Source organism: Rhizobium sp. SL86 (assembly GCF_026672545.1).
Lineage (GTDB): Bacteria > Pseudomonadota > Alphaproteobacteria > Rhizobiales > Rhizobiaceae > Neorhizobium.
The window spans coordinates 287,093-310,416 of the sequence record NZ_JAPPRJ010000008.1 but is presented as its reverse complement, the minus strand read 5'-3'; the positions used below and the strand labels follow the sequence as shown (position 1 = coordinate 310,416).

Below are 23,324 nucleotides of genomic sequence, written 5' to 3'. Positions count from 1 at the left end.
CTCTCCACCCGTCGTTCCAGAGGGTTCACGACTGAAGGCGTCCACAAACGGCGGCATCGTTGCACCGGGCGATGGCACCGCTGGCGTGGTGTCATCGATCGAGCCGTGGTGCCGGCGCTGCGGCAGCTCTGTGCCGCTGTTCTTTCGCCGCGGCTTCGTGCGTCGCCGGGGGACACACGTGCGTCCATTCGACCATGGAGATCGAACCGATGACCATATCTGCCGAGAAGGAAGCGATGATCCTGCGCCTGTACCACGTTGAGAAGTGGCGCTGCGGCACGATCGCCAAGCAATTGCATTGCCATCACACCACCGTCTTCAGGGTCCTGAAGGACGCGGGCTTGCCTCGACACAGGCCGGTGATCCGCCCCGCCGAGATCGACCTGTACCTGCCGTTTATCCAGCAGACGCTGACCAAATATCCTGACCTGACGTCCAGCCGCCTTTACGGGATGGTGCAGGAGCGCGGCTATAAGGGATCGCCCGACCACTTCCGGCACATGGTGGCGCTGCACCGACCACGGAAGGCGGCGGAAGCTTATCTACGACTACGCACCCTGCCGGGTGAGCAGGGCCAGGTCGACTGGGGTCATTTTGGCCACATCGAGATCGGCAGGGCCCGCCGCCCGCTGATGGCCTTCGTCATGGTGCTATCCTACTCGCGCGACATCTATCTGCGCTTCTTCCTTGATGCCCGCATGGAAAACTTCCTGCGCGGCCATGTCGGCGCATTCAACGACTGGAACAGCCTTCCCAGAGTGCTGCTCTACGACAATCTGAAGTCCGCCGTCCTTGAACGGCAGGGCGATGCCATCCGCTTCCATCCGACATTGTTGGCCTTCGCGGCTCATTATCGCTTCGAACCCCGTCCTGTCGCGGTAGCACGGGGCAACGAGAAAGGCCGTGTCGAGCGCGCCATTCGCCACATCCGGGAAGCCTTCTTCATCGCCCGCACCTTCAAGGACCTCGACGATCTCAATGCCCAGGCCGAACACTGGTGCCGGACCCAGGCTGCCGACAGGCCATGCCCGGAGGACCGGGCAATGACGGTGCGTGAGGCGTTCTCAAAAGAACAGCCCATGCTTCTGCCCTTGCCGGCCAATCCCTATCCCGTCGAGGAGCAGGTGGCCGTGAAGGTTGGCAAGACACCCTACGTGCGCTTCGATCTGAACGATTACTCGGTCCCTCATACGCATGTCCAACGAACACTCACCGTTCGCGCCGATCTCGTCCAGGTCAGGATATTCGACGCCGCCACGATGATCGCCAGCCACCGTCGCAGCTTCGATAGGGGCCAGCAGATCGAGGATCCTCAGCACCTGAAGGCACTCGTCGCCGTCAAGCGCGAGGCACGCCAGCATCGCGGCCTCAATAGCCTGACGCGGGCCGTGCCGGCTTGTCAGAAGCTGATGATGCATGCCGCAGAACGTGGCGCCAATATCGGCGCAATCACCAACGCCATGCTGACGTTGCTCGACCTCTACGGCGCCCAGGAACTCCAGGCGGCCGTCGAAGACGCTTTGCGCGCCGGCGCCTCGCATTCCAAGGCGGTTCGATCAGTGCTCGAACGCCGCCGGATTGCGCGGGGCGCTCCGCCCCCGGTCGAAACCAGGCTGCCCGAGCATGTCCGCAAGAAGGACACGACTGTCATTCCCCACAAGCTCGACCGTTACGATCAACTCACATTGAAAGGAAACGACGATGAATAAGATCGACACCCTGTTCAATCGCGCCAGACAATTGCGCCTTTATGGCCTGACGGCCCATTGGGACGAGATCGCCACACAGGACTGGGTGCCGACCGTGATCCGGTGGGAAGAAGACGAGCGCTCCGACCGCTCGCTGCTGCGACGCATGCGCACCGCCAGGCTCGGCCACTTCAAGCAAATGGCCGACTATGACTGGAAGTGGCCGCGCCGCATCGACCGCGCCACCGTCGAGGAACTGATGACGCTGGCATTCATGAAGGATGCCACCAACATCGTCTTCATCGGTCCGAACGGCGTCGGCAAATCGACGCTCGCCCTCAACATCGCCTACCAGGCACTCATCCGGGGCCATTCGGTCCTGTTCCGCACCGCCAGCGAAATGCTCGGCGAACTCGCCGCCATCGACAGCGATTCCCTGCTGCGCCGCAAGCTTCAGTACTATGCTTCCCATGACGTCCTGCTGATCGACGAGATCGGCTACCTATCCTATTCCAACCGCCATGCCGATCTGCTCTTCGAGCTCATCAGCCGCCGATACGAGAAACGCTCGACCATCGTCACCACCAATAAACCCTTTGCGCAATGGTCGGAGGTCTTTCCGAACGCCGCGTGCGTCGTCAGCCTGGTCGCTCGTCTCGTCCACCACTGCGAAGTCGTCGCGATCGAAGGAGATTCCTATCGCTTCAAGGAAGCCAACGAGCGCTCCATAGCCCAGCGTCAGCAACGCGCCAGTCACCAATCCGGCGAAACAGAGCCCGCATCATGACCGAAAAGACGCACCACTCTTCAGGTCTCAAGCGTGGCCTGCCAATCCTCATCAGTGCCGAATGGACCCCCGAGCAGGCATGGGCCGTCTTCGAACTCCTCGATGATCTGCGCGACGCCATCTGGAACCATTACGCCCCTGACATCCAGCACATGGTCCAAAACCAACAAGCTTCCGACGATAATCAAGATTAGCAACACTGAAGGCGGCTTCTTCAGCCGCTTTCAAAGTTCTCAATCCTCGGCACCATTTATCCGCGCTTTTGGACAGCCGCCAACAACCGCGCATCCGATCTCACGGAGGCGCAGACAACGCATGGCTTACGACCTGACGGTGACCGACGCGATCACACCGGAGGACGAAAAGGCGATCGAAGCGCCGCTCGTCGCCTACAATATCGCGACCTTTGGCAAGAGCGACAAACGTGACCTCTCCATCCCCCTGCGCAATGCGGAGGGCAACGTCGAGGGTGGGCTGGTCGGTTATACCGCGCGTGGCTGGCTTTATGTCCGGCTGCTGTTCATTCCCGAGGCGATGCGCGGCCAGGGTCTTGCGCCCCGGCTGCTGCAACTGGCCGAAGATGAGGCGAAACGGCGTGGCTGCATCGGCGCCTATCTCGACACGATGAACCCGCAGGCGCTCAAGATCTATCAACGTTGCGGTTATGCGCTCATAGGACAACACGGACCTCTGACCGGCGACATGACGATCTCCTGGCTGCACAAGCGCTTCGAGACGGGAGACGCCCGATGAACGAAGAGGAAAACGGCTGGTCGCAATCCGCGCCGGCCTGGATCGAAAGCCAGGGCGACAACGGCGATTTCAGCCGCGAATTCGTGCTCGATCCTGCCATCGACCGGATCATGGCGGAACGCCGTTTTGATCACGCGCTGGATGTCGGCTGCGGCGAAGGCCGTTTCTGCCGGCGGATGCGCACGCACTACGGCATCGGTACGGTGACCGGCATCGATCCGACGGAACCCTTGCTGGCGGCGGCCCGCAAGCATGATCCGCACGGCACCTATCTCAGGGCAGAGGCAGAGGCCCTGCCCTTTCCCGAGGAAAGCTTCGATCTGGTGGTGAGTTACCTGACGCTGATCGACATCCCGGACCTCGCCAAGGCGATCGCCGAAATGACCCGTGTCCTGCGTCCGCAAGGAACGCTGCTGATCGCAAATCTCAACCCCTTCATAACCGCGTGCGGCGGCACCGCCTGGGTGAAAGATGGAGCGGGGCGCAAGCAATTCGTGCGGGTGGATCGTTATCTCGAAGAACATGCCGACTGGCAGGCCTGGCGCGGTATCCGCATCCTCAACCATCACCGCCCGATGAGCCGGTATATGACGCTTCTTCTGGAGGCAGGCCTGCGACTGACTCGCTTCGAGGAACCACCGGCGATCGGCGGCCCTCCTGCGGCACGCGAGGCCTACAACCGCGTGCCCTATGCGCATCTGATGGAATGGACGAAACCGTGATCCCTTATTCGGCGGCCGCGGCGACCGCCTGCGGCTGCCAGCCATGCCAGGCGATCACGCCCTTCAGGCGGTCGTGAGCACCCTGCGCAAGCGGCACCACCAGAACCCGGCCGGGATCGACCGGGCCCGGGAAGGTCAAAGCGCCGTGATGCACCTTCTCGAAACCGAGCGGCATGTAATAGGGCGGATCCCCGACCAGGATGACAGCCTCCGAACCTTTCCGCCGCGCCGCCTCTATGGCGATACGCACGAGTTCGCGGCCGATGCCCATATTCTTGTGCGAGGGGCGCACGGCGAGCGGTCCGAGAAGATGGCCATACACATCACCCGCCCGAACCGGGGTCATCCGGACCGATGCAATCGTTTCGCCCCGATCGGCGCAGACGAAGGACAGCGACCGGTCATGCGGTCCCTGCTCGCGAATACGGGCAGACGATTTGGTGAAGCGACCCGGACCAAAGGCCTCGGCATTGATGATTTCGATGATGGCGTCGTGCGACGCGTCCTCGGTGAGGTAGACGAGTTCGTGAGCGTGCATGGAAGGCTGAAACCAGAAAGCGGACAAGACAACGGTTCGGCGCGGTGCGATTTTGCACCGTCAGGCTCTGTCAGCGTCGTCGAAGGGTCCGGGCTTCAGTCATGAGTGTCTCCAATTGACGGAGCGCAATACCAAGATTTTTTTCGGTCGTCCACGAAAAACACACTGTCTACCGTTGCGGGGGTCGAAATTTCACGACCCTGCTGCCACATTGCCCGTCACGTAAATAAAGAAAGAAGGAAACACCGATGGGCAGGCTGGTGGATGGCGTCTGGCAGGACGTCTGGTACGACACGCGATCGACGGGCGGCCATTTCAAGCGGGCCGACTCAAGCTTCCGCAACTGGGTCACCGCCGATGGCGCACCCGGCCCGACCGGTGACGGCGGCTTCAAGGCCGAAGCCGGGCGTTACCATCTCTATGTGTCGCTCGCCTGCCCCTGGGCGCACCGCACGCTGATCTTCCGCAAACTGAAGAAGCTGGAGGACGCAATTTCCGTCTCCGTCGTTCATCCGCTGATGCTGGAACAAGGCTGGGAATTTCGACCCGAGGACGATGCGGACGCGACCGCGGACCCGCTCTTCGACGCCAAAACCCTCTGGCAGGTTTACGTGAATGCCGACCCGCATTACAGCGGGCGGGTGACCGTCCCGGTCCTCTGGGACAAACAGAAGAACACCATCGTCTCCAACGAGTCGTCGGAGATCATCCGCATGTTCAACACCGCCTTCGACGGATTGACCGGCTCGACCGACGATTTCTGTCCGGCGGACCTTTTGCCCGAGATCGACGAGATCAACCGGCTGGTCTACGACAGCGTCAACAACGGCGTCTACAAGGCCGGTTTTGCGACGACGCAAGAGGCCTATGCGCAGAACGTGACCACGCTCTTCGACACGCTGGACATGCTCGACACGCGCCTCGCCACGCAGCGTTACCTTGTCGGCAACCGTCTGACGGAGGCTGATTGGCGGCTGTTTACGACACTGGTGCGTTTCGATGCTGTCTATGTCGGCCACTTCAAGTGCAACATCCGCCGCATCGCGGACTACCGCAACTTGTCCGCCTATCTGCGTGATCTCTATCAGGTTTCCGGGATCGCCGAGACGGTGAACATGCGCCACATCAAGGAACATTATTACCGGAGCCACAAAACGATCAACCCGACCGGCGTGGTACCGCTTGGACCGCAACTGGACCTCGACGCCCCCCACAACCGCGAGGCTCTCGGTTAAGCGACGGCAACGGCCGCCCCCTACCAGATATCCGCTTTCGGCTGCTCTCCCGAAAGCTCGCGGATGCGCCGCAGCGTTGCCGCCGTCACATCCGGCGGCAGCGCATCGAGCGCAAAAAATCCGCTTTCGGCGATTTCCCGGTCGGGCTTGCGTGGCGCCACCTGCCGGACGATCGCCTTGTAAAAGACGACATGGTCGCGGCGGCTTGCCCTGGCATTCTGGTAGACGTGGTAGAGTTCCGGCTCCCCGATGATTTCGAGATTGCCCTCTTCTCGCAATTCCTTGGCAAGGGCTGCCGTCACCGTCTCGCCACGTTCAACCCCGCCACCCGGCATGTACCAGCCGGGCACGTAGGTGTGGCGCACCAGGAACACACGCCCCGCTTCGTCGAAACAGGCCGCGCGCACCCCCATCGTCATACCGCGCGTCAGCACGAACAGACGATGCAACAGGAAGACGGTGATGCGCGTCCTGATGCCGCTGATCTCGGGTATGCCTTCATCCGCCATGCGCCTTGCCCCTTTGGCCTCTTGGCTCTATGTCTGCGCCCATGTTCACGTTCGCGCATATCTCCGATATTCACCTCGGCCCGCTGCCGCGCCTCACCTTGCGTGAACTGGCATCGAAACGGATTACCGGCTTTATCAACTGGCACCGGAACCGACGCAAGCATTTGCTGGTCAACACGCTGGATCTCCTGTTGAGCGACATGCGCCTCAGGGGCCCGGAACACCTGATGATCACGGGCGATCTCGTCAATCTCGCGACGCCGATCGAAATCAAGCTGGCGGGCGAGTGGCTCGAAAGCATCGGCAAACCGCTGGAAACGACAGTGGTGCCGGGTAATCACGATGCCTATGTGCCGGGTGCCCATCATCGCTCCGTCCGGGAATGGTATCCCTTCATCGCCGGCGACGATTCACCGGAAGACTGGCCGGACGAAGAACATGTCTTCCCGACCTATCGCCGGCGCGGACCGATCGCCATCATCGGCTGCTCGACATCCAATGCCACGTTACCCTTTTCCGCCGGCGGTTATTTCAGTGCTCGCCAGGCGCGCGAAACGGCCAATCTCCTGAAACGGGCCAAGCAGGACGGTCTCTTCCGGGTCGTCCTCATCCATCACCCGCCAATCCGCGGCGCGGCCCCCTCGCACAAGCGGATGATCGGGATAAGGCGTTTTGCCGCCGCCCTTTCGGTCGGCGGTGCGGAACTCGTGCTGCATGGGCATACGCATCTCAACACGGTCTATACGCTGAAAACACATCATGGCGACGTGCCGGTGGTCGGTATCGCCTCGGCTTCGCAGGGTCCGGGCGGCCACAAGCCACCGGCCGCCTACAATCTCTTTACGCTCTCCGGCAAACCCGGCGCCTGGAACCTTGCCTGCGATCGGTATGGTCTCACCGAAACGGCGGACGCCATCGCACACGAACAGCGGCGAATTCTCTGGGGCACGGAGGAGGCCATTCCGCAACCGCCGCCGCTGACGCTCGATCTGTGAATGGCACAGTAAAACCTGAGGCACTATCCTGTCTGTTGCGACAGGCGATATTTGCCACAACTGCCATGTTGCTCACGCCAATATTCCGCTAGCTTGGCGAAAGCCCGATATGCTTAAGTGCAAACCTGCTTTCCAAGATGCCCCGAAACAACCAGCGAGAGAAGACAGACGAGCACATGGAACCCGCGCCCGCACGACCGGATATCCGACGCGACCTCGTCGCCATTCTGCCGCGACTGAGACGTTTTGCGTTGGCGCTTTGCCGGGACGAAAGCAGGGTGGACACCCTGGTGACCCGTGCTTGTGAAGATGCCGTGCTGAAGTCCTCGGCCTGGCGCGGCGACGTGCCTCTGGAGGTACGCTTGTTCACCGGGCTGCGTCTCCTGGCACGCAAGGATGCACAAAAGCGCAAGGCCGGCGAACAGGGGACCCGCGCACGGCCGAACGTCACGCACAATCGTCCGACATCTCGCCTCATAATCGACACGCTTCCGAACGATTCTGCTGCCGTTTTCCTTCTTTGTGCGGTCGAGGGCCTGGGTTACCGGGACGCGGCTGCCATTATGGGGACGACGGAAGACACGATCGCCAAATCCATGTTTACCGCACGCCGTGCGCTCTCTGCGCTGGCAACCAACACCAAAGAGCGAAGGGCCTGATGGCGGACAATCGCAAGAACCCCGAGTCGCAGTTTTCGGCGCAGCTGGACGGTCAGCTCTCCGAGGCCGAGAGCGCGGCACTCGATGCACTTCTTGAGAGCGATCCGCAGGCACGAGCAAAGGTCGAGGCGCTGCGTCAGGCAAACGAGATAGGACGCCAGCAATTCGATGCTCTGCTCAAGGAGCCGGTATCGCTCGATCTCGTGCGCTCCATCAAGACGGCATCGGAACCACGCCGCGCCGTCCAGTTTCCCGAGGCACCACGCCGCAAGGTGCGGCTGAAGCCGACGCTGGTGACGGTGGTTGCCTCGTCTCTTTTGATGTTCGGTCTCGGTGCGGGTGCCGGATATATGTTCGGCGCACGTCCCAGCATGATGACCTATGCCGACATCGCCGGCGATCCGAGCAAGGCCTGGCTCGATGACGTGACGTCGCACTACCGGCTGTTTTCCCGCCAATCACGCCATCTGGTGGAACTTCCGGCCAATGAATCGGCCCATATCGTCGAATGGCTGATGGCCACCACCGGCGTATCGTTCCGCATTCCGGATCTGACGGAAGACGGGCTGGAATTCATCGGCGCCCGGCTTTATTCGGCCGGTGGCCGCCCCGTTGGTCAACTTGTCTACCGCAACCGGGACTCCGAAGTGATTGCCATCTCCTTCGCAAAGAGCCTCGCGCCGACCGATACGGAAATGCGTGAAGTGATCCGCGACGATATCGGGCTCGTCACCTGGCAGGGCCTGCAGGCAAGTTATGTCCTGACCGGCCCCTCCTCGGACGCCTTTCTCGATACGCTGGCCGCGAAGGTCGCAAGGATCATCTGATCCGGAGCGGAGCCACCCACGTCAGCGCGCGAAACGGCGCGCGAGTGCGACACACACCACCACGCCGACCGTGACCGCCAGCATTGCGGGGCTGACCGGCTCGTTGAGCAGCAGTGCCGCCAGCAGAAGCCCGAAAAACGGCTGCAGCAATTGCAGCTGACCGACCGCCGCGATGCCGCCGATCGCCAGGCCGCGATACCAGAACACGAACCCGACCAGCATGCTGAACACCGAGACGTAAGCAAGCCCGCCCCAGGCGCCGGCGCCGATGGCAGACCAATCGGCCGGAAGATGGGTGAGCGTCATGACCAGCATCAGCGGCAGTGCGACGATCAGCGACCAGGAAATCACCTGCCAGCCGCCCAGCCGGCGCGACAGACGGGCGCCTTCCGCATAACCCAGGCCACAGACGATGATCGCGGCCAGCATCAGGAGATCGCCTCCCAGATTTCCCGCTCCGCCCGATTGCGCTGCAAACCCGACGACCGCCGCGCTTCCGAGGCACGAAAACAGCCAGAACAGCGGCTTCGGTGTTTCCCCTCCGCGCAGCACGCCAAAGATCGCGGTGGCGAGCGGCAACAGGCCGATAAAGACGATCGAGCGCGCCGAGGTGATGGTTTGCAGCGCAAGCGCCGTCAGCAGCGGAAAACCGACAACAACCCCGAACGCAATGACGGCGAGTGACATCAGGTCGCTGCGGGCCGGACGTTTTTCCCGCAGCGCCGCCAGCAGGGCTGCAGCCAGCAGGGCTGCAATCACCGCCCGCGCCGAGGTGAGAAACAGCGGCGAAAGATCCGCCACCGCCACACGGGTTGCCGGCAGCGATCCGCTGAAAATCACCACCCCCACCAAGCCGCTGAGCCATCCATCCACTGAAGCCTTCATGATCCCTCGCTTTCGGCATCGGTTATAGGCTTCGCCACTGGCAATCACAGACACAGACATATACAATTTCCAGAAACTGTACTGACACATTGGGCGATACACATGGACATGGGCACACGCAGACACGCGGTCATGGATGCCATTCGCACCCGCATCGAAGCGCGCACGTTGCTGCCCGGTGACCGGCTGCCCTCGGTGCGCGGTTTCGCGGCAACGATGAAGGTTTCCCCCGCAACCGTGGTGGACGCTTATGAGCGGCTGGTCGCCGAGGGACTGATCCGGGCGCAACGCGGCTCCGGTTTCTACGTCGCCGACGGCCTGTTGCAGCCGCTGACACTCATGCAGTCGTCAACCCCGCAGGCACGCGCCGTCGATCCCTTCTGGGTCTCGCGCCAGTCGCTCGATGCGGGCGACGAGGTTCTTCGCCCTGGCTGCGGCTGGTTGCCGGCGGATTGGATGCCACAGGAGGCGCTCAGCCGCGCCATGCGGCAGGTGGCCCGTTCCAGCCCGGCACTGCTGGCCGATTATGGCAGCACGCGCGGTTCGCCGGCGCTGCGCCGCCTGCTGCTTTCCCGCTTTGCCGAAGAGGGGCTCGTCGCACAGGCGGATCAGTTGATGCTGACCAGCACCGGAACCCAGGCGCTCGATCTCAATTGCCGTTTCCTGCTGAGGCCCGGCGATACGGTGCTGATCGACGATCCATGCTACTTCAATTTCCAGGCGCTGCTGAAGGCACACCAGGTGAAAGTCGTCAGCGTGCCTTATACGGTTGCCGGACCCGATCTCGATGCGTTTGAAACGGTGCTGGAGACGGAACGACCCCGCCTCTACCTCACCAATTCCGCGCTCCACAATCCGACGGGCGCCACACTGTCCGCCCAGGTTGCGCATCGCCTGCTGACCCTTGCCACCCGCCATGGCGTCTCGATCGTCGAGGACGACATTTTTGCCGATTTCGAACCGGAGACCTCCGTGCGCCTGGCCGCCCTTGACGGGCTGGCCAGTGTCATCCGCATCGGCAGCTTTTCGAAGACACTCTCCGCCTCGATCCGCTGCGGTTACATTGCCGCGCGCGCCGACTGGATCGACGGCCTCGTCGACCTGCAGGTCGCCACCAATTTTGGCGGCCCGAGCCCGATTGCCGCAGACATCATCGCCCAGGTGCTCTCCGGCGGCGGCTATCGCAAGCACCTGGACATCCTGCGCCGCCGGCTCTCGCATGCGCGGCGGGACGTCGAAAAACGCCTGGCAGAGCTCGGCATCGAGCCCGTGTTGCGCCCGCGCGGCGGTTTTTATCTCTGGTGCCGACTGCCCGACGCAACCGACGCCGCCATGATTGCGCAACGGGCCTTGTCACAGGGCGTGGTGCTGGCGCCGGGCAATGTCTTCAGCCTCACCCAGACGGCCTCCAACCTGATGCGCTTCAACGTGGCGCAGATGCAGGACCGGCGGATCGACATGGTGTTGGCGCAAGCCCTGCGGGAGAGTGCCTGAGAACGAAAAACGCCCGGCGCTTCGGACACCGGGCGTTCATTCATTTCACCGTAAGGCGGATTATTTGCCCGCAATCACCTGATTTGCCGCCGAGACGATGGCCTCCAGCGAGGCGGCGACGATGTTCTTGTTGATGCCGACGCCGAACAGCTTTCCGCCGGCATGCTCGACCTCGACATAGGCGATAGCCGAGGCATTCGAGCCATGCTGCAGCGAATGCTCCGAATAATCGGCGACCGAGAGTTCCGTGCCGAGATAGATCGACAGCGCATTGATGAAGCCGTCGATCGGGCCGGTCCCCTTGCCTTCGATGCGCTTCGTTTCGCCCTTGTCGGTGATTTCGGCGGCAACCACGCGGATGCCCTTCTGGTCGGTGCCGGCCGGATAGGTGTGGTGATCGACAAACTTGATCCGGCCTTCCGGTTGCTCGACATACCGCTCGATGAACCGCTCATAGATGCGCTTCGACGGAAGCTCCTTGCCCTCCTCGTCGGTGATGCGCTGGATATCCTCGCGGAATTCCACCTGCAGGTTGCGCGGCAGGTTGATGCCGTGATCCTGCTGCAGGATATAGGCGATGCCGCCCTTGCCCGACTGCGAGTTGATGCGGATGATCGCCTCGTAGGTGCGGCCGACATCCTGCGGGTCGATCGGCAGATACGGCACTTCCCAGACCGGGGAGTTGGCCTGCTTGATCGCCTTCATGCCCTTGTTGATGGCATCCTGGTGCGAACCGGAAAACGCCGTATAGACGAGCTCGCCGACATAAGGATGACGCTCGGGGATCGTCATCTCGTTGGAATATTCGTAGACGGCCTTGATGCGCTCGATATCAGTGCAATCCAGTTCCGGATCAACGCCTTGCGTGAACATGTTGAGGGCCAGCGTGACGACATCGACATTGCCGGTGCGCTCGCCATTGCCGAACAACGTGCCTTCGACGCGGTCGGCGCCGGCCATCAGCCCGAGCTCGGTGGCAGCGATCCCGGTGCCCCGGTCATTGTGCGGATGCAGGGAGATGATGACGTTTTCGCGGTTGTCGATATTGCGGCACATCCACTCGATCTGGTCGGCATAGATGTTCGGCGTTGCCATTTCGACGGTGGACGGCAAATTGAGGATCAGCTTGTTGTCGGCCGTCGGCTTCACTTCCGCAATCACCGCGTTGCAGATCTCCAGCGCCACCTCCAGCTCGGTGCCGGTAAAACTTTCCGGCGAATATTCGAAACGGTAACCGCCACCGGCCTTCTGCGACATGTCCATGATCATCTTCGCCGCATCGACGGCGATCTGTTTGATGCCCGGCACATCCTTGGCAAATACGACGCGGCGCTGCAGTTCGGAGGTCGAATTGTAGAAGTGGATGATCGGCTTGTGTGCGCCTTGCAGCGATTCAAACGTGCGGGTGATCAGCTCGGGACGGCACTGCACCAGCACCTGCAGGGAAACATCCGCCGGCACGCCGCCCTCTTCCACGCACCAGCGGGCAAAATCGAAATCGGTCTGCGAGGCGGACGGGAAACCGATCTCGATTTCCTTGAAACCCATGTCGAGCAACAGCTTGAACATGCGCGCCTTGCGGTCATGGCCCATCGGGTTGACCAGCGACTGGTTGCCATCGCGCAAGTCGACCGAACACCAGATCGGCGCCTTGTCGATCACCTTCGACGGCCAGGTGCGGTCCGGAATGTTGATGGTGGGGTAAGGACGATATTTGCGGGATGCGTCGGGCATGCCCTTTTTGCCGGAAGCGGTGTTTGCGGCAGCGGAATTGTTGGCGTCCATAATCTCTTCTCCTTCGCGTCCAGCGTCGGCGCTTGTGGCTCAAGCCTGTGACAGCGCCGTGACGGTGGATCAAGGCCTCAGATGAGGCTTTTGGTCTTCAAACGGGGATTGTGTGCGAGGAGCTGACGCCGGCAGGCTCTGATCGGCCGCCGGGCGCTCCTCAACGGACCCGGCAACCGCGGATAAGGCCGAGGAGAAGAAGCGAGTTTAGGGCGAACGAAGACGTGCGGAAAGCCACATGGCCCGCAGCGTATGAAGCAGAAATGGTGTCGCCCGAAATCTTCATGGATCGAGAGATAACGCGAGAGAGAAGAGAGCGCAAGAGGTGTTATTCGGCGGCGGCCACGGTGGCGGTACCGGGCTCTTCGGGCGCGCGCTCCGGCGGACCGCTAACCACACGATTGCGCCCGGCCCGCTTGGCAGCATAGAGCGCATCATCCGCGCGACCGATCAAGCTCGCCAGAGGTTCGGGCTCCCTTGCAACCGCAACCCCGATGCTGACGGTAACGGGTAACCCCAAGCCCCGTCATCTGCGGTGCCCGCCAGCGCAAGGAGAGGAAGCAGAGCGCACCGACAACAAGAGCCGCGGGATGCAGGACAAGGACGGTGGCAAGGTCGAGATGCATGAATAGTTCCAAGCAAGGGTGGCGCTTCAGGAATAACCAAGACGCATTACGGAATTCCAAAGAAGGCCAAACCGGTTTGCTGGCGCAGTTAAGCACCCGGCACCTCCCCTGCCCTAGTCACCCACAATCTCGCTGCTCACCCTGATTTCGAAGGCCTTGCGCTGGCATCGGCCCAATGTTTGCCAGCCGAGATGCCGGAAGATTTACCTTGAACAGCCGTTCACGGCGTTTGAGCCGCTTTGCCTCTTGCTTTGCGCCCCCCTTTTGCATAGGACCCCCTCCGACGCATTCGGGGCGTCCCGTTCACTTCCGCCGGAAACGGCTGGGTTCACGAAGGATAAAGCCTTGATCCAGACTCCCTATTACCTCATCGACAAGTCGAAGCTCCTTGCCAACATGGAGAAGATCGCGTGGCTGCGCGAACACTCCGGCGCCAAGGCGCTTCTGGCGCTGAAATGTTTTGCCACCTGGGGCGTGTTCGATTTCATGCGCGACTACATGGACGGCACGACCTCGTCCTCGCTGAACGAAGTGCGCCTCGGCCACGAGCGGTTCGGCAAGGAAACCCATGCCTATTCGGTCGCTTATGCCGATTACGAGATCGACGAGGTGGTGTCCCATGCCGACAAGATCATCTTCAACTCGATCGGCCAGCTGCAACGCTTTGAACAACAATCGGCCGGCATCATTCGCGGCCTGCGACTGAACCCCGGCGTCTCCTCCTCCTCCTTCGACCTCGCCGACCCCGCCCGCCCCTTCTCGCGGCTTGGCGAATGGGACGTCAAACAGGTCGAGCCGGTGATGGATCTGATCTCCGGTTTCATGATCCACAACAATTGCGAAAACGGCAATTTCGACCTGTTCGACACCATGCTCGGCCAGATCGAGGAAAAATTCGCGCCGCTTCTGAAAAAGGCGGAATGGGTGAGCCTCGGCGGCGGCATCCATTTCACCGGCGAACACTATCCGCTCGAAAAATTCGCCGAACGCTTGAAGCGGTTTGCCGGCGAGTTCGGAGTGCAGGTCTACCTGGAGCCCGGCGAGGCTTCGATCACCAAATCGACGACGCTGGAAGTCACCGTGCTCGACAAGCTCTACAACGGCAAGAACCTTGTCGTGGTGGATTCATCCATCGAAGCGCACATGCTGGATCTTCTGATCTACCGTGAAAGCGCAAAGGTTCCCCCCAACCAGGGACCACATCGTTACATGGTCTGCGGCAAGTCCTGCCTGGCCGGCGACATTTTTGGCGAGTTCGATTTTCCGAACGAGCTGAATGTGGGCGACCGGATCTCCATCCAGGACGCCGCAGGTTACACGATGGTCAAGAAAAACTGGTTTAACGGCGTGAAAATGCCGGCAATCGCCATCCGCGAACTGGATGGCAGCCTCAGGACGGTCCGTGAATTTTCTTACGCGGACTACGAACAAAGCCTGTCCTGAAATTCCTCAGGGTCAAGGTTTCTGACGATTGGACAAGGAGTTGGTCCCCATCATGAAAAAGAACGTGCTCATCATCGGCGCGGGCGGCGTGGCACAGGTCGTGGCGCACAAATGTGCGCAAAACAACGACGTGCTGGGCGATATCCACATTGCCTCGCGCACCAAGGCCAAGTGCGACGCCATCATTGCCTCGGTCCACGAAAAGAAGGCGATGAAGCAGCCGGGCGTTCTCGAAGCCCATGCGCTCGACGCGCTCGACATTGAGGCCACCAAGGCGCTGATCAAGACGCTTGGCACTGAGATCGTCATCAACGTCGGCACGGCCTTCCTCAACATGTCGGTCTTACGCGCCTGCATGGATACGGGTGTGGCCTATATCGACACGGCGATCCACGAAGAGCCGAACAAGATCTGCGAAACGCCGCCGTGGTACGGAAACTACGAGTGGAAGCGCGCCGAAGAATGCGCGAACAAGGGCATTACCGCCATCCTCGGCGCCGGTTTCGACCCGGGCGTGGTCAACGCCTATGCACGGCTTGCCAAGGACGAATATCTCGACAAGGTGACCGATGTCGATATCGTCGACATCAATGCCGGCAGCCACGGCAAATACTTCGCCACCAACTTCGACCCGGAAATCAATTTTCGCGAGTTCACCGGCGTCGTCTATTCCTGGCAGGGCGGCGAATGGAAGGTCAACAAGATGTTCGAGATCGGCAAGGATTACGACCTGCCGGTCGTCGGCACCCGTCGCGCCTATCTCTGCGGCCATGACGAAGTGCATTCGCTGGCCAAGAACATGGAAGGCGCCGACGTGCGCTTCTGGATGGGTTTTGGCGATCACTACATCAACGTCTTCACCGTCCTGAAGTCGATCGGCCTTCTGTCCGAACAGCCGGTCAAGCTCGCCGACGGTTCCGAAGTCGTGCCGCTGAAGGTGGTAAAAGCCTGCCTGCCCGACCCGGCCTCGCTTGCCCCCAATTACGAAGGCAAGACCTGCATCGGCGACTATGTGAAGGGTCTTAAGGACGGCAAGGAAAAGACCGTCTTCCTGTATAACGTCGCCGACCACAAGGAAGCCTATAACGAAGTGGGCAGCCAGGGCATCTCCTACACCGCCGGCGTCCCCCCGGTCGCAGCCGCCATGCTGGTCGCCACCGGCGAATGGGACGTGAAGAAGATGGCGAACGTCGAAGAACTGCCGCCGAAGCCCTTCATCAACCTGCTGAACAAGATCGGCCTGCCGACCCGCATCCAAGACGAGGATGGTGATCGGGCTGTGGAGTTCTGAGAGCGCGGGTCAGCGCTTGAGGATTGAGGAAATCGGACCCCGCCGGAGCGATCTGGCGGGGTTTTTCTTTGGCCACAAGGGCCACCGCCGTCATCCTCGGGCGCAGTCCCGAGGATCTACTGCCGTCGGCGGAAGACGGTGGGGTCGAGATTGCGGATATCACGATATATGTCGGCACAAGCCCGAGCATGATGACTGCTACATAGACTATAGAGCGGCGCTTATTCAGATGCGCCTCCATCAACGGTAGTATTGTCTTCGTAGAGTCCGTTGTAGACGGCCCAAAACTCTGGCGCCGCTCTCTTGGCAACAAGTTCCATCACATCGAGCACTTTCCAAACGTACTCGTCATCTCGATTGTAGTCAGCGATAGTCTCCTTGACGCGGAGATACGGCTCCTTTTCAGAGTGGTGGAGCCAAGACTCACTCAGTTTCTTGACACCAAGCTGAACGCTCTCTGCATCAGTGAGACGAGCGCGAGACGATACCTGCATCACACCGGTTGTCACTTGCTCTCTCCAAAAGATCAAACGCTCCAGCAGTCGCACCGTCGGCGGACGACAGTAATCTTCGTAAACTAGAATTGAGTATGCCATTAGCTTCACCCGTTCGTCTGCTATCTGCCCATCGATCAATTCTCCGAAGGACTTCTTAGCGCGATCGAAGCTGGCTTTCACAAACGCATTACGTCTACGAGCACCACCACCATCTGACACCGTAACTCTATTGGAAGCAGCATAGAGGAACGCAATTATCGCTAGCCACAGTTCGTTGCCAGCTGCATCTAGGTCGGGCAATAGCGAACGATTTGGCAGGATTAGCGCTTCATAGGCTAGCCACGCAGCTAGAAGGCCAACAACTGTGTGACGAAAAAAGCGGTACCAATTTACGAGGAGCTGCATATTAACAGCAAATATGTAAGCCCCTCGGATACAATAATAATAGATTGCAATCCAATACACTCCGATACGAAGCTCAGGAAATCCTGACGCAACGGCGCTTGCGCCCAAAGCAACCAGGTACACCGATGGAGCTAGAGCACGTATCAAGAAATTGAGCGCAAGAGACTCTGTCGGCTCCTCGAACAATGTGGTGCTTGCGTAACCAAAATCAGTTGCATGCTCACCGAGCCAATTCACCAAGCGAAATAACACTAGAGCGAGAAAGATGTGAGCGAGCACAAGAAGCATCATCAAACCCTCTAACGGAACAGAAATGAGCTATCATGTAATTTTGACTCTTACGATCATTGATTGCAACGACTTGAGAAATGGCCTCAGGTCCACCAAAAGGAAAAGCTCTGCCGCTTCCGCCTCATCGACGAACTCAGACGGTCTTCGTAGCGGCATCATCCTCGCAATTGCGGATCGACATTCCAGAATTGCAAGGTTAATTCATGCAAAGCCCTACCCCCCAAGCCCCCGCAGCTCCGCCTCCGTCAGTTCCCGCACCGCGCCCTTCTCCAGCGTCCCCAGCTCCAGGCTGCCGATGGCGATGCGGATGAGGCGCAAAACCTCGATGCCCTCCACTTCCAGCATGCGGCGGATCTGGCGGTTTTTGCCTTCGGTCAGCACGAATTCCAGCCAGCTGTTCTTTTCGCCCTCGCGGATCAGGGTCACACGCTCGGCACTTAAAAATTCGCCCTTGTGCTCCACGCCGGCGGCAAGGCGGGAAAGCGTCTCCGGGTTTACCGACCCTTCCACCTGAACGTGATAGGTTTTTGCCACATGGGTCTCAGGGTCCATCAGGCGGTTGGCGAAATCGGTGTCGTTGGTGAAGAGCAGCAGGCCTTCGCTCGCCTTGTCCAGCCGGCCGACGGCGGAAAGGTGCGTGGCCTTGATCTCCTTCAGGCAGTCGAAGACGGTGGGGCGGCCTTGCGGGTCGTGCCGTGTGGTGACGAGCCCGCGCGGTTTGTTCAGCATCAGGTAGAGCCGCTGTTCCGCCGCGACCCGCCTGCCGTCGACGAAGATCGCGTCTGTCGCAAGATCCACCCAGGTTTCCGGATCGGTCACGAGACGGCTGCCGATCCGCACCCTGCCCTCGGCAATCAGCGCCTCCGCCTGGCCGCGCGAGCAGAAACCGAGCTTGGAGAGCGCCCGCGGCAGGGTGGCACGTTTGCCGGCCTCCGCCTGTCGCGGCGAGGCCTGCCTGCCACGGGAGGTGTCCGGTGTCCGGGCCGGTTTAGGTGGCGGGCGGTTGCGGCTGTTCTTCACCATGCTGATCCCCGCTCCGACCCCGTTGCCCAAACCATGCTTTGCCCATAAAGGAGAGCCCGACGGTTTGGAAGAGAGGCGCCCATGAACCCGAACGAGATCATCGACCAGACTGTGGTCATCGCGGAACTGGTCACCGTGCGCGATTACTGGCGTTACGCGATTTCCCGCTTCAACGCCGCCGAGCTGAGTTACGGCCACGGCACCGATACGGCCAGCGACGACGCCGCTTTCCTGATCCTCGATTCGCTGGAACTGCCGATCGACGTGCTCGATCCCTTCCTCGATGCAAAACTCCTGCCCGACGAACGCCGCATGCTGGCCGAACGGATCGAGAGGCGCGTGACGAGCCGCAAGCCGTCGGCCTACATCACCGGCCGCTCCTACATCCAGGGCGTGCGCTTCCATGTGGACGAACGGGTCATCGTGCCGCGCTCGCATATCGGCGAGATCCTGTTTGCCGAATATCTGAACGAAAGCGGTTCCGCCTTCCTGCCGGAACCGATGCTGGTGGAAAGCGCGGTCGATATCTGCACCGGCTCCGGTTGCCTCGCGGTGCTGGCGGCAAAGTTTTTCCCCAATGCCCGGGTCGATGCGGTGGATCTTTCGGCCGATGCGCTGGCCGTCGCGGCCATCAACGTGGAAGCGCACGAGGTGGAAGACCGGGTGGAGCTTCTGGAGGGCGATCTGTTTGCCCCACTCGAAGGCCGCACCTACGATCTCATCATCACCAATCCGCCCTATGTCGATCATGCCGCGCTCGAGGGTTACCCGCCGGAATACCAGGCCGAACCGCGCCTGGCGCATGACGGCGGCGAGGACGGGCTGGATCTGGTGCGCCGGATCCTGGCGGACGCACCGCGGTTCCTGAATCCTGGCGGCGGTCTGTTGTGCGAGATCGGCTCGGGCCGGGAAATCCTGGAAGAAGAATTCCCGCAGCTGGAATTCTCGTGGATCGAGACCGCGCAGTCGCAGGATGCGGTTTTCTGGATTTCGGCGGAAGCGCTCGGCGTCGCGTGACGCCGAACAAACCGCTCATGCCTGTGTGGCGAGCAAACGGTCCAGCTCGGCGATCGGGATCGGCCGGCTGAAATAATAACCCTGGAAATACCGGCAGCCGGCATTGGCCAGAGCGGCAAGCTGGGCTTCGGTCTCGACGCCCTCGGCAATCACCGAAAGGTCCAGCGTCTCGCTGAGACTGAGGATCGCCTCGACAATCGGCATGTTGCGCGGATCGGTCTGCAGGTCGCGCACAAAGGACTGGTCGATCTTCAGCTGGTCGAGCGGCAGCCGTTTCAGCGAACTGAGCGACGAATAACCGGTGCCGAAATCATCGAGCGACCAGCTGATCCCGATTTCCTTCAGCGCTCTCATCTTGGCCACAACGATCGCCACGTCATCGGCCAGCGCGCTCTCCGTCAGTTCCAGTTTCAGCCGGGAGGCCGGCGCGCCGCTGAGCGACAGGATGGAGCGGACATGCTCGACGAAATCCGGCTGGCGGAACTGCGAGGCGCTGACATTGACGGCAATCGTCAGGTGCTGTGTCGCCGGATTGTTGGCCCAGGCCTGCAGTTGCGCGCAGGCGCTGCGCAGCACCCATTCGCCGATCGGAATGATCAGGCCGGTTTCTTCGGAGAGCGCAATGAACTCGCCGGGCGGCACATTGCCCCGCACCGGATGGCGCCAGCGCAACAGCGCCTCCGCGCCGATCATCCGGCCCGTGCCATCCATCTGCGGCTGGTAGTGAAGATGAAACTCGCCGCGGGCAATCGCCTGGCGAATGTCGTTTTCCAGCGCGCGCCGCAGCGATATGTTGGTCTGCATCATGGCAATCACGACACAGGTCGAACCGATCGCGGTGATATTGTTGGCCCAGACGCCGAGCCAGCCAATCTGCGGCAGAGGCAATGCCTGCGTCGCCGGAGGCGGCACGAGATGCATCTGGAACACCAGAAAAATCAGAAGGATGACGAGCGGCACGACGATCCGCAGGTAGATCCCCTCACGGTAGAAGATCAGGAAGGCGGCGGTCGCCACCGGCAGGAAGTTCATGTGCACGGATCGTGGGATACCGGGAGGCGGCATCTCGGCGAGGCTTGAGAGCGTCACGGTGACCACCAGAATGTGGATCATGAACACCGCTGCAACCCGCATGCGCTCCTGCAGAACCAGGACGAACAGAAAGCCCCCCGCCAGCACCGTCAACATCGTGACCGAAAACCTGCAGATATCCCCCATCTGCAGATAAACGATCGACCAGATCAGGCTGATGACAACACAAAGCAGACCGCCAACCAGGATGAGATTGCGGACACGCTGCTCGTGTCTTTCGGCAGACGTCCATTCCACCCGATCCCGGCGGAGCGCAAGACGGGGGCTAAGATAGGCAAATATCGGATTCAGGAAACCGGACAAAAGTACTGCTGTCCCCAATGATGCCCGAGCCATTGCCCGTATTCCGGCGCGTTTCGCAATGGCTAAAGCAGCTGCATACTGGACGGACCGCTGAGCGCTCCGCCGCGAAAGAAATTGTGTCAAAAACTGCACGTTAGATGCGAGTTTATCGATTAACCGTTGCAAATAAGTTGATATACCCTCGAAAATTGGAGAGGAAAGGCCCTCACACCAGAGCCGCTCGCGCCGCCGCAATCACCGCCTGTGTCAGCCCCGAAAGCTGATCATCCACCATGCGGTTGACCTGCCAATAAAGCGGCACGTCGAGAACCGTTCCAGGCGAGAGATCGATGAGACGACCGCTCTTCAGGTGGTCCTTCACCAGCACCGCCGGGTTCATGCCCCAACCGGTGCCGATAAGGCTTGCCTCGACAAAGGCATGGGTCGAAGGCAGCCAGTGGGTCGGATAGTTGACGGACCGGCCGCAGACCTGGTGGATCCACTGCTCCTGCAATCGGTCCTTCTGGTTGTAGGTCAGGGCCGGTGCCTGCGACAGCGAAGCGGCGTTGACACCATCGGCAAAATGACGGGCAACAAAAGCGGGGCTTGCGGTCGCGTGGTAACGCAGGCTGCCAAGGCGCGTCATGCGGCAACCCTGCACCTGCTTGCCGTGGCCGGTCACGGCGGCCAGCACCCGCCCCTTCTGCAGCCATTCCGCCGTGTGCTCCTGGTCATCCACCTCGATCTTCAGCAGGTAATCGGAAGCATTGGCAAAATCGGAGATCGCGCTCAGGAACCAGGTCCCCAGGCTGTCGGCATTGGTGGCCAGATGCAGCGTCACCTTCAGGGCCGGCGCCTCGCGGTCGGCCAGCGGCGGCAGGTTCTGCAGCAGTTCCTTCTCCAGCATGCCCACATGCTCGACATGCCGGCAGAGCCACGCGCCCTGTTCCGTCGCACTGCAGGGCTGACCGCGGATGATCAGCACCGTACCCAGCCGTTCCTCCAGTTGCTTCACCCTTTGCGACACGGCAGAGGGCGTCACGTGCAGCAGGTTTGCCGCCCGCTCAAAACTGCCCGTCTGAACGACTGCTGCGACGGCCGCAAGGGCTGCGTAGTCCAGCATTCATTAGCTCCACTTAATCAGCACAAGGAATTCTCGTTCGATCTTTAGCCTCACTGCATTTAACAAATGCGAAAATGAGTCAGGGAGATTGTATCTTTGTTGGATTTCGCCGTGTACGTCACGGGGCTCGGCATGGGCCTCAGCCTCATCCTGGCCATCGGCGCACAAAATGCCTTTGTGCTGCGCCAGGGGCTTCGCAACGAACACGTCTTCCTCGTCTGCCTGACCTGCGCCACGTCCGACGCGCTCCTCATCACGCTCGGCGTGACAAGCTTCGGCCAGATCGTCGGCCTGCTGCCCTGGCTCGATCCGGTGATGCGCGGAGCCGGCGCCGTCTTCCTGATCTGGTATGGCGCGCTCAGCCTGCGCTCCGCCATCACCTCCACCGCGGCGCTGGCGACAGCTGGCGGCACCCCGGCGCCCCTGTCACAGGCCATGCTGACCTGTCTGGCACTCACCTGGCTCAATCCGCATGTCTATCTGGACACCGTCGTGCTGCTCGGCACGATCTCCACCCAGTTTCCCGGACAGGAAGCGAGTTTCGCGCTCGGCGCCACCAGCGGCTCCTTCTTATTTTTCTTTTCGCTGGGCTATGGTGGAGGCTGGCTTCGGCCGCTCTTTGCGCGCCCGTCCAGCTGGCGGATCCTCGAAGGTATCATTGCACTTGTCATGTGGAGCATCGCCGCCCGGCTGGTCATCGGCGACTGAAACTCACCTCGCCAGCATGCCGTTCAGCATCAGGTCGCAATGTCGGCGAATGAAATCCTCCCGAGTGCCAATGCTGTCCCTTGGAAAGATATCCTTGGCAATGGCGAAAAGGGCAAGCGGCGCAACGATCATGCGCGGGTCGATATCCTCGGCCGGAATGCGCAGTTCACCGCGCGCTTCGGCGCGTTTCAGCATGGCCTTCATCGTCTCCAGCCCGCGCTGCATGGCGATTTTCCGATGCAGTTCGATCAGATGCGGAAACCGCGCCCCCTCGCCGATCAGGATGCGCATCAGGATTCCCGCATCACCCTCCATCATATGCGTGTAGATGGTTTCGAAGAACCGCCTGAGAAGCTCCGCCGTCGTCCCCTCGAAGGAGGCAACCAGTTGCCCCATGGCGTCCATGTTTGAAACGATCCGTTCCTTCACCGCCGCTTCGAAAAGCGCCTCCTTGGAGGGAAAATACAGATAGACCGTGCCCTTAGCGATGCCCGCGCGCTTGGCCACGTCCTCAAGGCGTGTGCCGGCAAATCCGTGTTCGCTGAACAGCGAAAGCCCCGCATCAATGATCTCGGAGGGTCTCGCCTCCTTTCGGCGCTGACGCCGGCGCGGACCTTGTTCCACATCCATGTTGTTTTCCTCATGCCAT

General features: G+C 61.0%; 24 protein-coding genes. 14 read left to right on the top strand and 10 right to left on the bottom strand.

Going from position 1 to position 23,324, the window contains the following annotated elements:
* Positions 1 to 209: 209 nt before the first annotated feature.
* From istA to OU993_RS22410, 5 genes are all read left to right on the top strand, one after another.
* Complete coding sequence (gene istA, locus OU993_RS22430; protein ID WP_268154920.1) at positions 210 to 1,709, top strand: IS21 family transposase; 1,500 nt, start codon at positions 210 to 212, stop codon at positions 1,707 to 1,709.
* On the top strand, positions 1,702 to 2,475 hold the full coding sequence (gene istB / locus OU993_RS22425; RefSeq protein ID WP_268161129.1) for an IS21-like element helper ATPase IstB: 774 nt from the start codon (positions 1,702 to 1,704) through the stop codon (positions 2,473 to 2,475). The genes istA and istB overlap by 8 nt, the downstream gene beginning before the upstream one ends.
* Positions 2,472 to 2,669: a hypothetical protein gene (locus OU993_RS22420; RefSeq protein ID WP_268155107.1), complete on the top strand. Its 198-nt coding sequence runs from the start codon at positions 2,472 to 2,474 to the stop codon at positions 2,667 to 2,669. Before istB ends, OU993_RS22420 begins: the two co-directional genes overlap by 4 nt.
* A 121-nt stretch (positions 2,670 to 2,790) precedes the next feature.
* A complete protein-coding gene (locus OU993_RS22415; protein ID WP_268161128.1) occupies positions 2,791 to 3,228 on the top strand; it encodes a GNAT family N-acetyltransferase in 438 nt (145 codons plus the stop codon).
* Positions 3,225 to 3,950, top strand: coding sequence for a class I SAM-dependent methyltransferase (locus OU993_RS22410; protein ID WP_268161127.1), 726 nt, complete (start codon positions 3,225 to 3,227; stop codon positions 3,948 to 3,950). Before OU993_RS22415 ends, OU993_RS22410 begins: the two co-directional genes overlap by 4 nt.
* Positions 3,951 to 3,954: 4 nt before the next feature.
* On the opposite strand, the gene OU993_RS22405 is transcribed toward OU993_RS22410, so the two are convergent.
* A complete protein-coding gene (locus OU993_RS22405) occupies positions 3,955 to 4,488 on the bottom strand; it encodes a GNAT family N-acetyltransferase (RefSeq protein ID WP_268161126.1) in 534 nt (177 codons plus the stop codon).
* A 248-nt stretch (positions 4,489 to 4,736) separates the two neighbouring features.
* Here OU993_RS22405 and OU993_RS22400 point away from each other — a divergent pair, with 248 nt between their 5' ends.
* Entirely contained in the window at positions 4,737 to 5,723 is a 987-nt protein-coding gene (locus OU993_RS22400; protein WP_268161125.1) for a glutathione S-transferase family protein, read from the top strand.
* A gap of 20 nt (positions 5,724 to 5,743) precedes the next feature.
* On the opposite strand, the gene OU993_RS22395 is transcribed toward OU993_RS22400, so the two are convergent.
* Positions 5,744 to 6,232 carry an NUDIX domain-containing protein gene (locus tag OU993_RS22395; protein WP_268161124.1) on the bottom strand — a complete coding sequence of 163 codons (489 nt, stop codon included), beginning with the start codon at positions 6,230 to 6,232 and terminating at the stop codon, positions 5,744 to 5,746.
* Positions 6,233 to 6,273: 41 nt separating this feature from the next.
* Between OU993_RS22395 and OU993_RS22390 the strand changes: the two genes are divergently transcribed.
* The 3 genes from OU993_RS22390 to OU993_RS22380 all read left to right on the top strand — a co-directional run bounded on the left by OU993_RS22390 (position 6,274) and on the right by OU993_RS22380 (position 8,713).
* A complete protein-coding gene (locus OU993_RS22390) occupies positions 6,274 to 7,227 on the top strand; it encodes a metallophosphoesterase family protein (protein WP_268161123.1) in 954 nt (317 codons plus the stop codon).
* Positions 7,228 to 7,364: 137 nt separating this feature from the next.
* Positions 7,365 to 7,886, top strand: coding sequence for a sigma factor-like helix-turn-helix DNA-binding protein (locus tag OU993_RS22385; protein WP_442793027.1), 522 nt, complete (start codon positions 7,365 to 7,367; stop codon positions 7,884 to 7,886).
* Positions 7,886 to 8,713 carry an anti-sigma factor family protein gene (locus OU993_RS22380; protein WP_268161121.1) on the top strand — a complete coding sequence of 276 codons (828 nt, stop codon included), beginning with the start codon at positions 7,886 to 7,888 and terminating at the stop codon, positions 8,711 to 8,713. Before OU993_RS22385 ends, OU993_RS22380 begins: the two co-directional genes overlap by 1 nt.
* A gap of 21 nt (positions 8,714 to 8,734) precedes the next feature.
* On the opposite strand, the gene OU993_RS22375 is transcribed toward OU993_RS22380, so the two are convergent.
* The gene (locus OU993_RS22375) at positions 8,735 to 9,598 is read right to left on the bottom strand and encodes a DMT family transporter (protein ID WP_268161120.1); all 864 of its coding nucleotides are present in this window, start codon (positions 9,596 to 9,598) and stop codon (positions 8,735 to 8,737) included.
* A gap of 102 nt (positions 9,599 to 9,700) precedes the next feature.
* On the opposite strand from OU993_RS22375, the gene OU993_RS22370 reads away from it, so the two are divergent.
* A complete protein-coding gene (locus tag OU993_RS22370; RefSeq protein WP_268161119.1) occupies positions 9,701 to 11,092 on the top strand; it encodes an aminotransferase-like domain-containing protein in 1,392 nt (463 codons plus the stop codon).
* A 60-nt stretch (positions 11,093 to 11,152) separates the two neighbouring features.
* On the opposite strand, the gene leuA is transcribed toward OU993_RS22370, so the two are convergent.
* Both leuA and OU993_RS22360 read right to left on the bottom strand, forming a co-directional pair.
* A complete protein-coding gene (gene leuA / locus OU993_RS22365) occupies positions 11,153 to 12,877 on the bottom strand; it encodes a 2-isopropylmalate synthase (protein ID WP_268161118.1) in 1,725 nt (574 codons plus the stop codon).
* A 328-nt stretch (positions 12,878 to 13,205) separates the two neighbouring features.
* The gene (locus OU993_RS22360; RefSeq protein ID WP_442793026.1) at positions 13,206 to 13,397 is read right to left on the bottom strand and encodes a diguanylate cyclase domain-containing protein; all 192 of its coding nucleotides are present in this window, start codon (positions 13,395 to 13,397) and stop codon (positions 13,206 to 13,208) included.
* A 451-nt stretch (positions 13,398 to 13,848) separates the two neighbouring features.
* Between OU993_RS22360 and OU993_RS22355 the strand changes: the two genes are divergently transcribed.
* Both OU993_RS22355 and OU993_RS22350 read left to right on the top strand, forming a co-directional pair.
* The gene (locus tag OU993_RS22355) at positions 13,849 to 14,946 is read left to right on the top strand and encodes a carboxynorspermidine decarboxylase (RefSeq protein WP_268161117.1); all 1,098 of its coding nucleotides are present in this window, start codon (positions 13,849 to 13,851) and stop codon (positions 14,944 to 14,946) included.
* Between the two features lie 52 nt (positions 14,947 to 14,998).
* Positions 14,999 to 16,237, top strand: coding sequence for a saccharopine dehydrogenase family protein (locus OU993_RS22350; RefSeq protein WP_268161116.1), 1,239 nt, complete (start codon positions 14,999 to 15,001; stop codon positions 16,235 to 16,237).
* 221 nt (positions 16,238 to 16,458) lie between these two features.
* Here OU993_RS22350 and OU993_RS22345 read toward each other — a convergent pair whose 3' ends face one another.
* A complete protein-coding gene (locus OU993_RS22345) occupies positions 16,459 to 17,430 on the bottom strand; it encodes a hypothetical protein (RefSeq protein ID WP_268161115.1) in 972 nt (323 codons plus the stop codon).
* 213 nt (positions 17,431 to 17,643) lie between these two features.
* Entirely contained in the window at positions 17,644 to 18,453 is an 810-nt protein-coding gene (locus tag OU993_RS22340; protein ID WP_268161114.1) for a pseudouridine synthase, read from the bottom strand.
* Positions 18,454 to 18,534: 81 nt separating this feature from the next.
* Here OU993_RS22340 and prmB point away from each other — a divergent pair, with 81 nt between their 5' ends.
* The gene (gene prmB / locus OU993_RS22335; protein ID WP_268161113.1) at positions 18,535 to 19,470 is read left to right on the top strand and encodes a 50S ribosomal protein L3 N(5)-glutamine methyltransferase; all 936 of its coding nucleotides are present in this window, start codon (positions 18,535 to 18,537) and stop codon (positions 19,468 to 19,470) included.
* A gap of 15 nt (positions 19,471 to 19,485) precedes the next feature.
* Here the strand turns inward: prmB and OU993_RS22330 are convergent, their stop codons facing one another.
* Both OU993_RS22330 and OU993_RS22325 read right to left on the bottom strand, forming a co-directional pair.
* Positions 19,486 to 20,898, bottom strand: coding sequence for a putative bifunctional diguanylate cyclase/phosphodiesterase (locus OU993_RS22330; protein ID WP_268161112.1), 1,413 nt, complete (start codon positions 20,896 to 20,898; stop codon positions 19,486 to 19,488).
* A 172-nt stretch (positions 20,899 to 21,070) separates the two neighbouring features.
* Positions 21,071 to 21,967: a LysR family transcriptional regulator ArgP gene (locus tag OU993_RS22325; RefSeq protein ID WP_268161111.1), complete on the bottom strand. Its 897-nt coding sequence runs from the start codon at positions 21,965 to 21,967 to the stop codon at positions 21,071 to 21,073.
* Positions 21,968 to 22,066: 99 nt separating this feature from the next.
* Between OU993_RS22325 and OU993_RS22320 the strand changes: the two genes are divergently transcribed.
* Positions 22,067 to 22,675, top strand: a complete 609-nt coding sequence (locus OU993_RS22320; RefSeq protein WP_268161110.1) for a LysE/ArgO family amino acid transporter — start codon at positions 22,067 to 22,069, stop codon at positions 22,673 to 22,675.
* 3 nt (positions 22,676 to 22,678) lie between these two features.
* On the opposite strand, the gene OU993_RS22315 is transcribed toward OU993_RS22320, so the two are convergent.
* Positions 22,679 to 23,305, bottom strand: a complete 627-nt coding sequence (locus OU993_RS22315; protein WP_268161109.1) for a TetR/AcrR family transcriptional regulator — start codon at positions 23,303 to 23,305, stop codon at positions 22,679 to 22,681.
* Between the last annotated feature and the right edge of the window lie 19 nt (positions 23,306 to 23,324).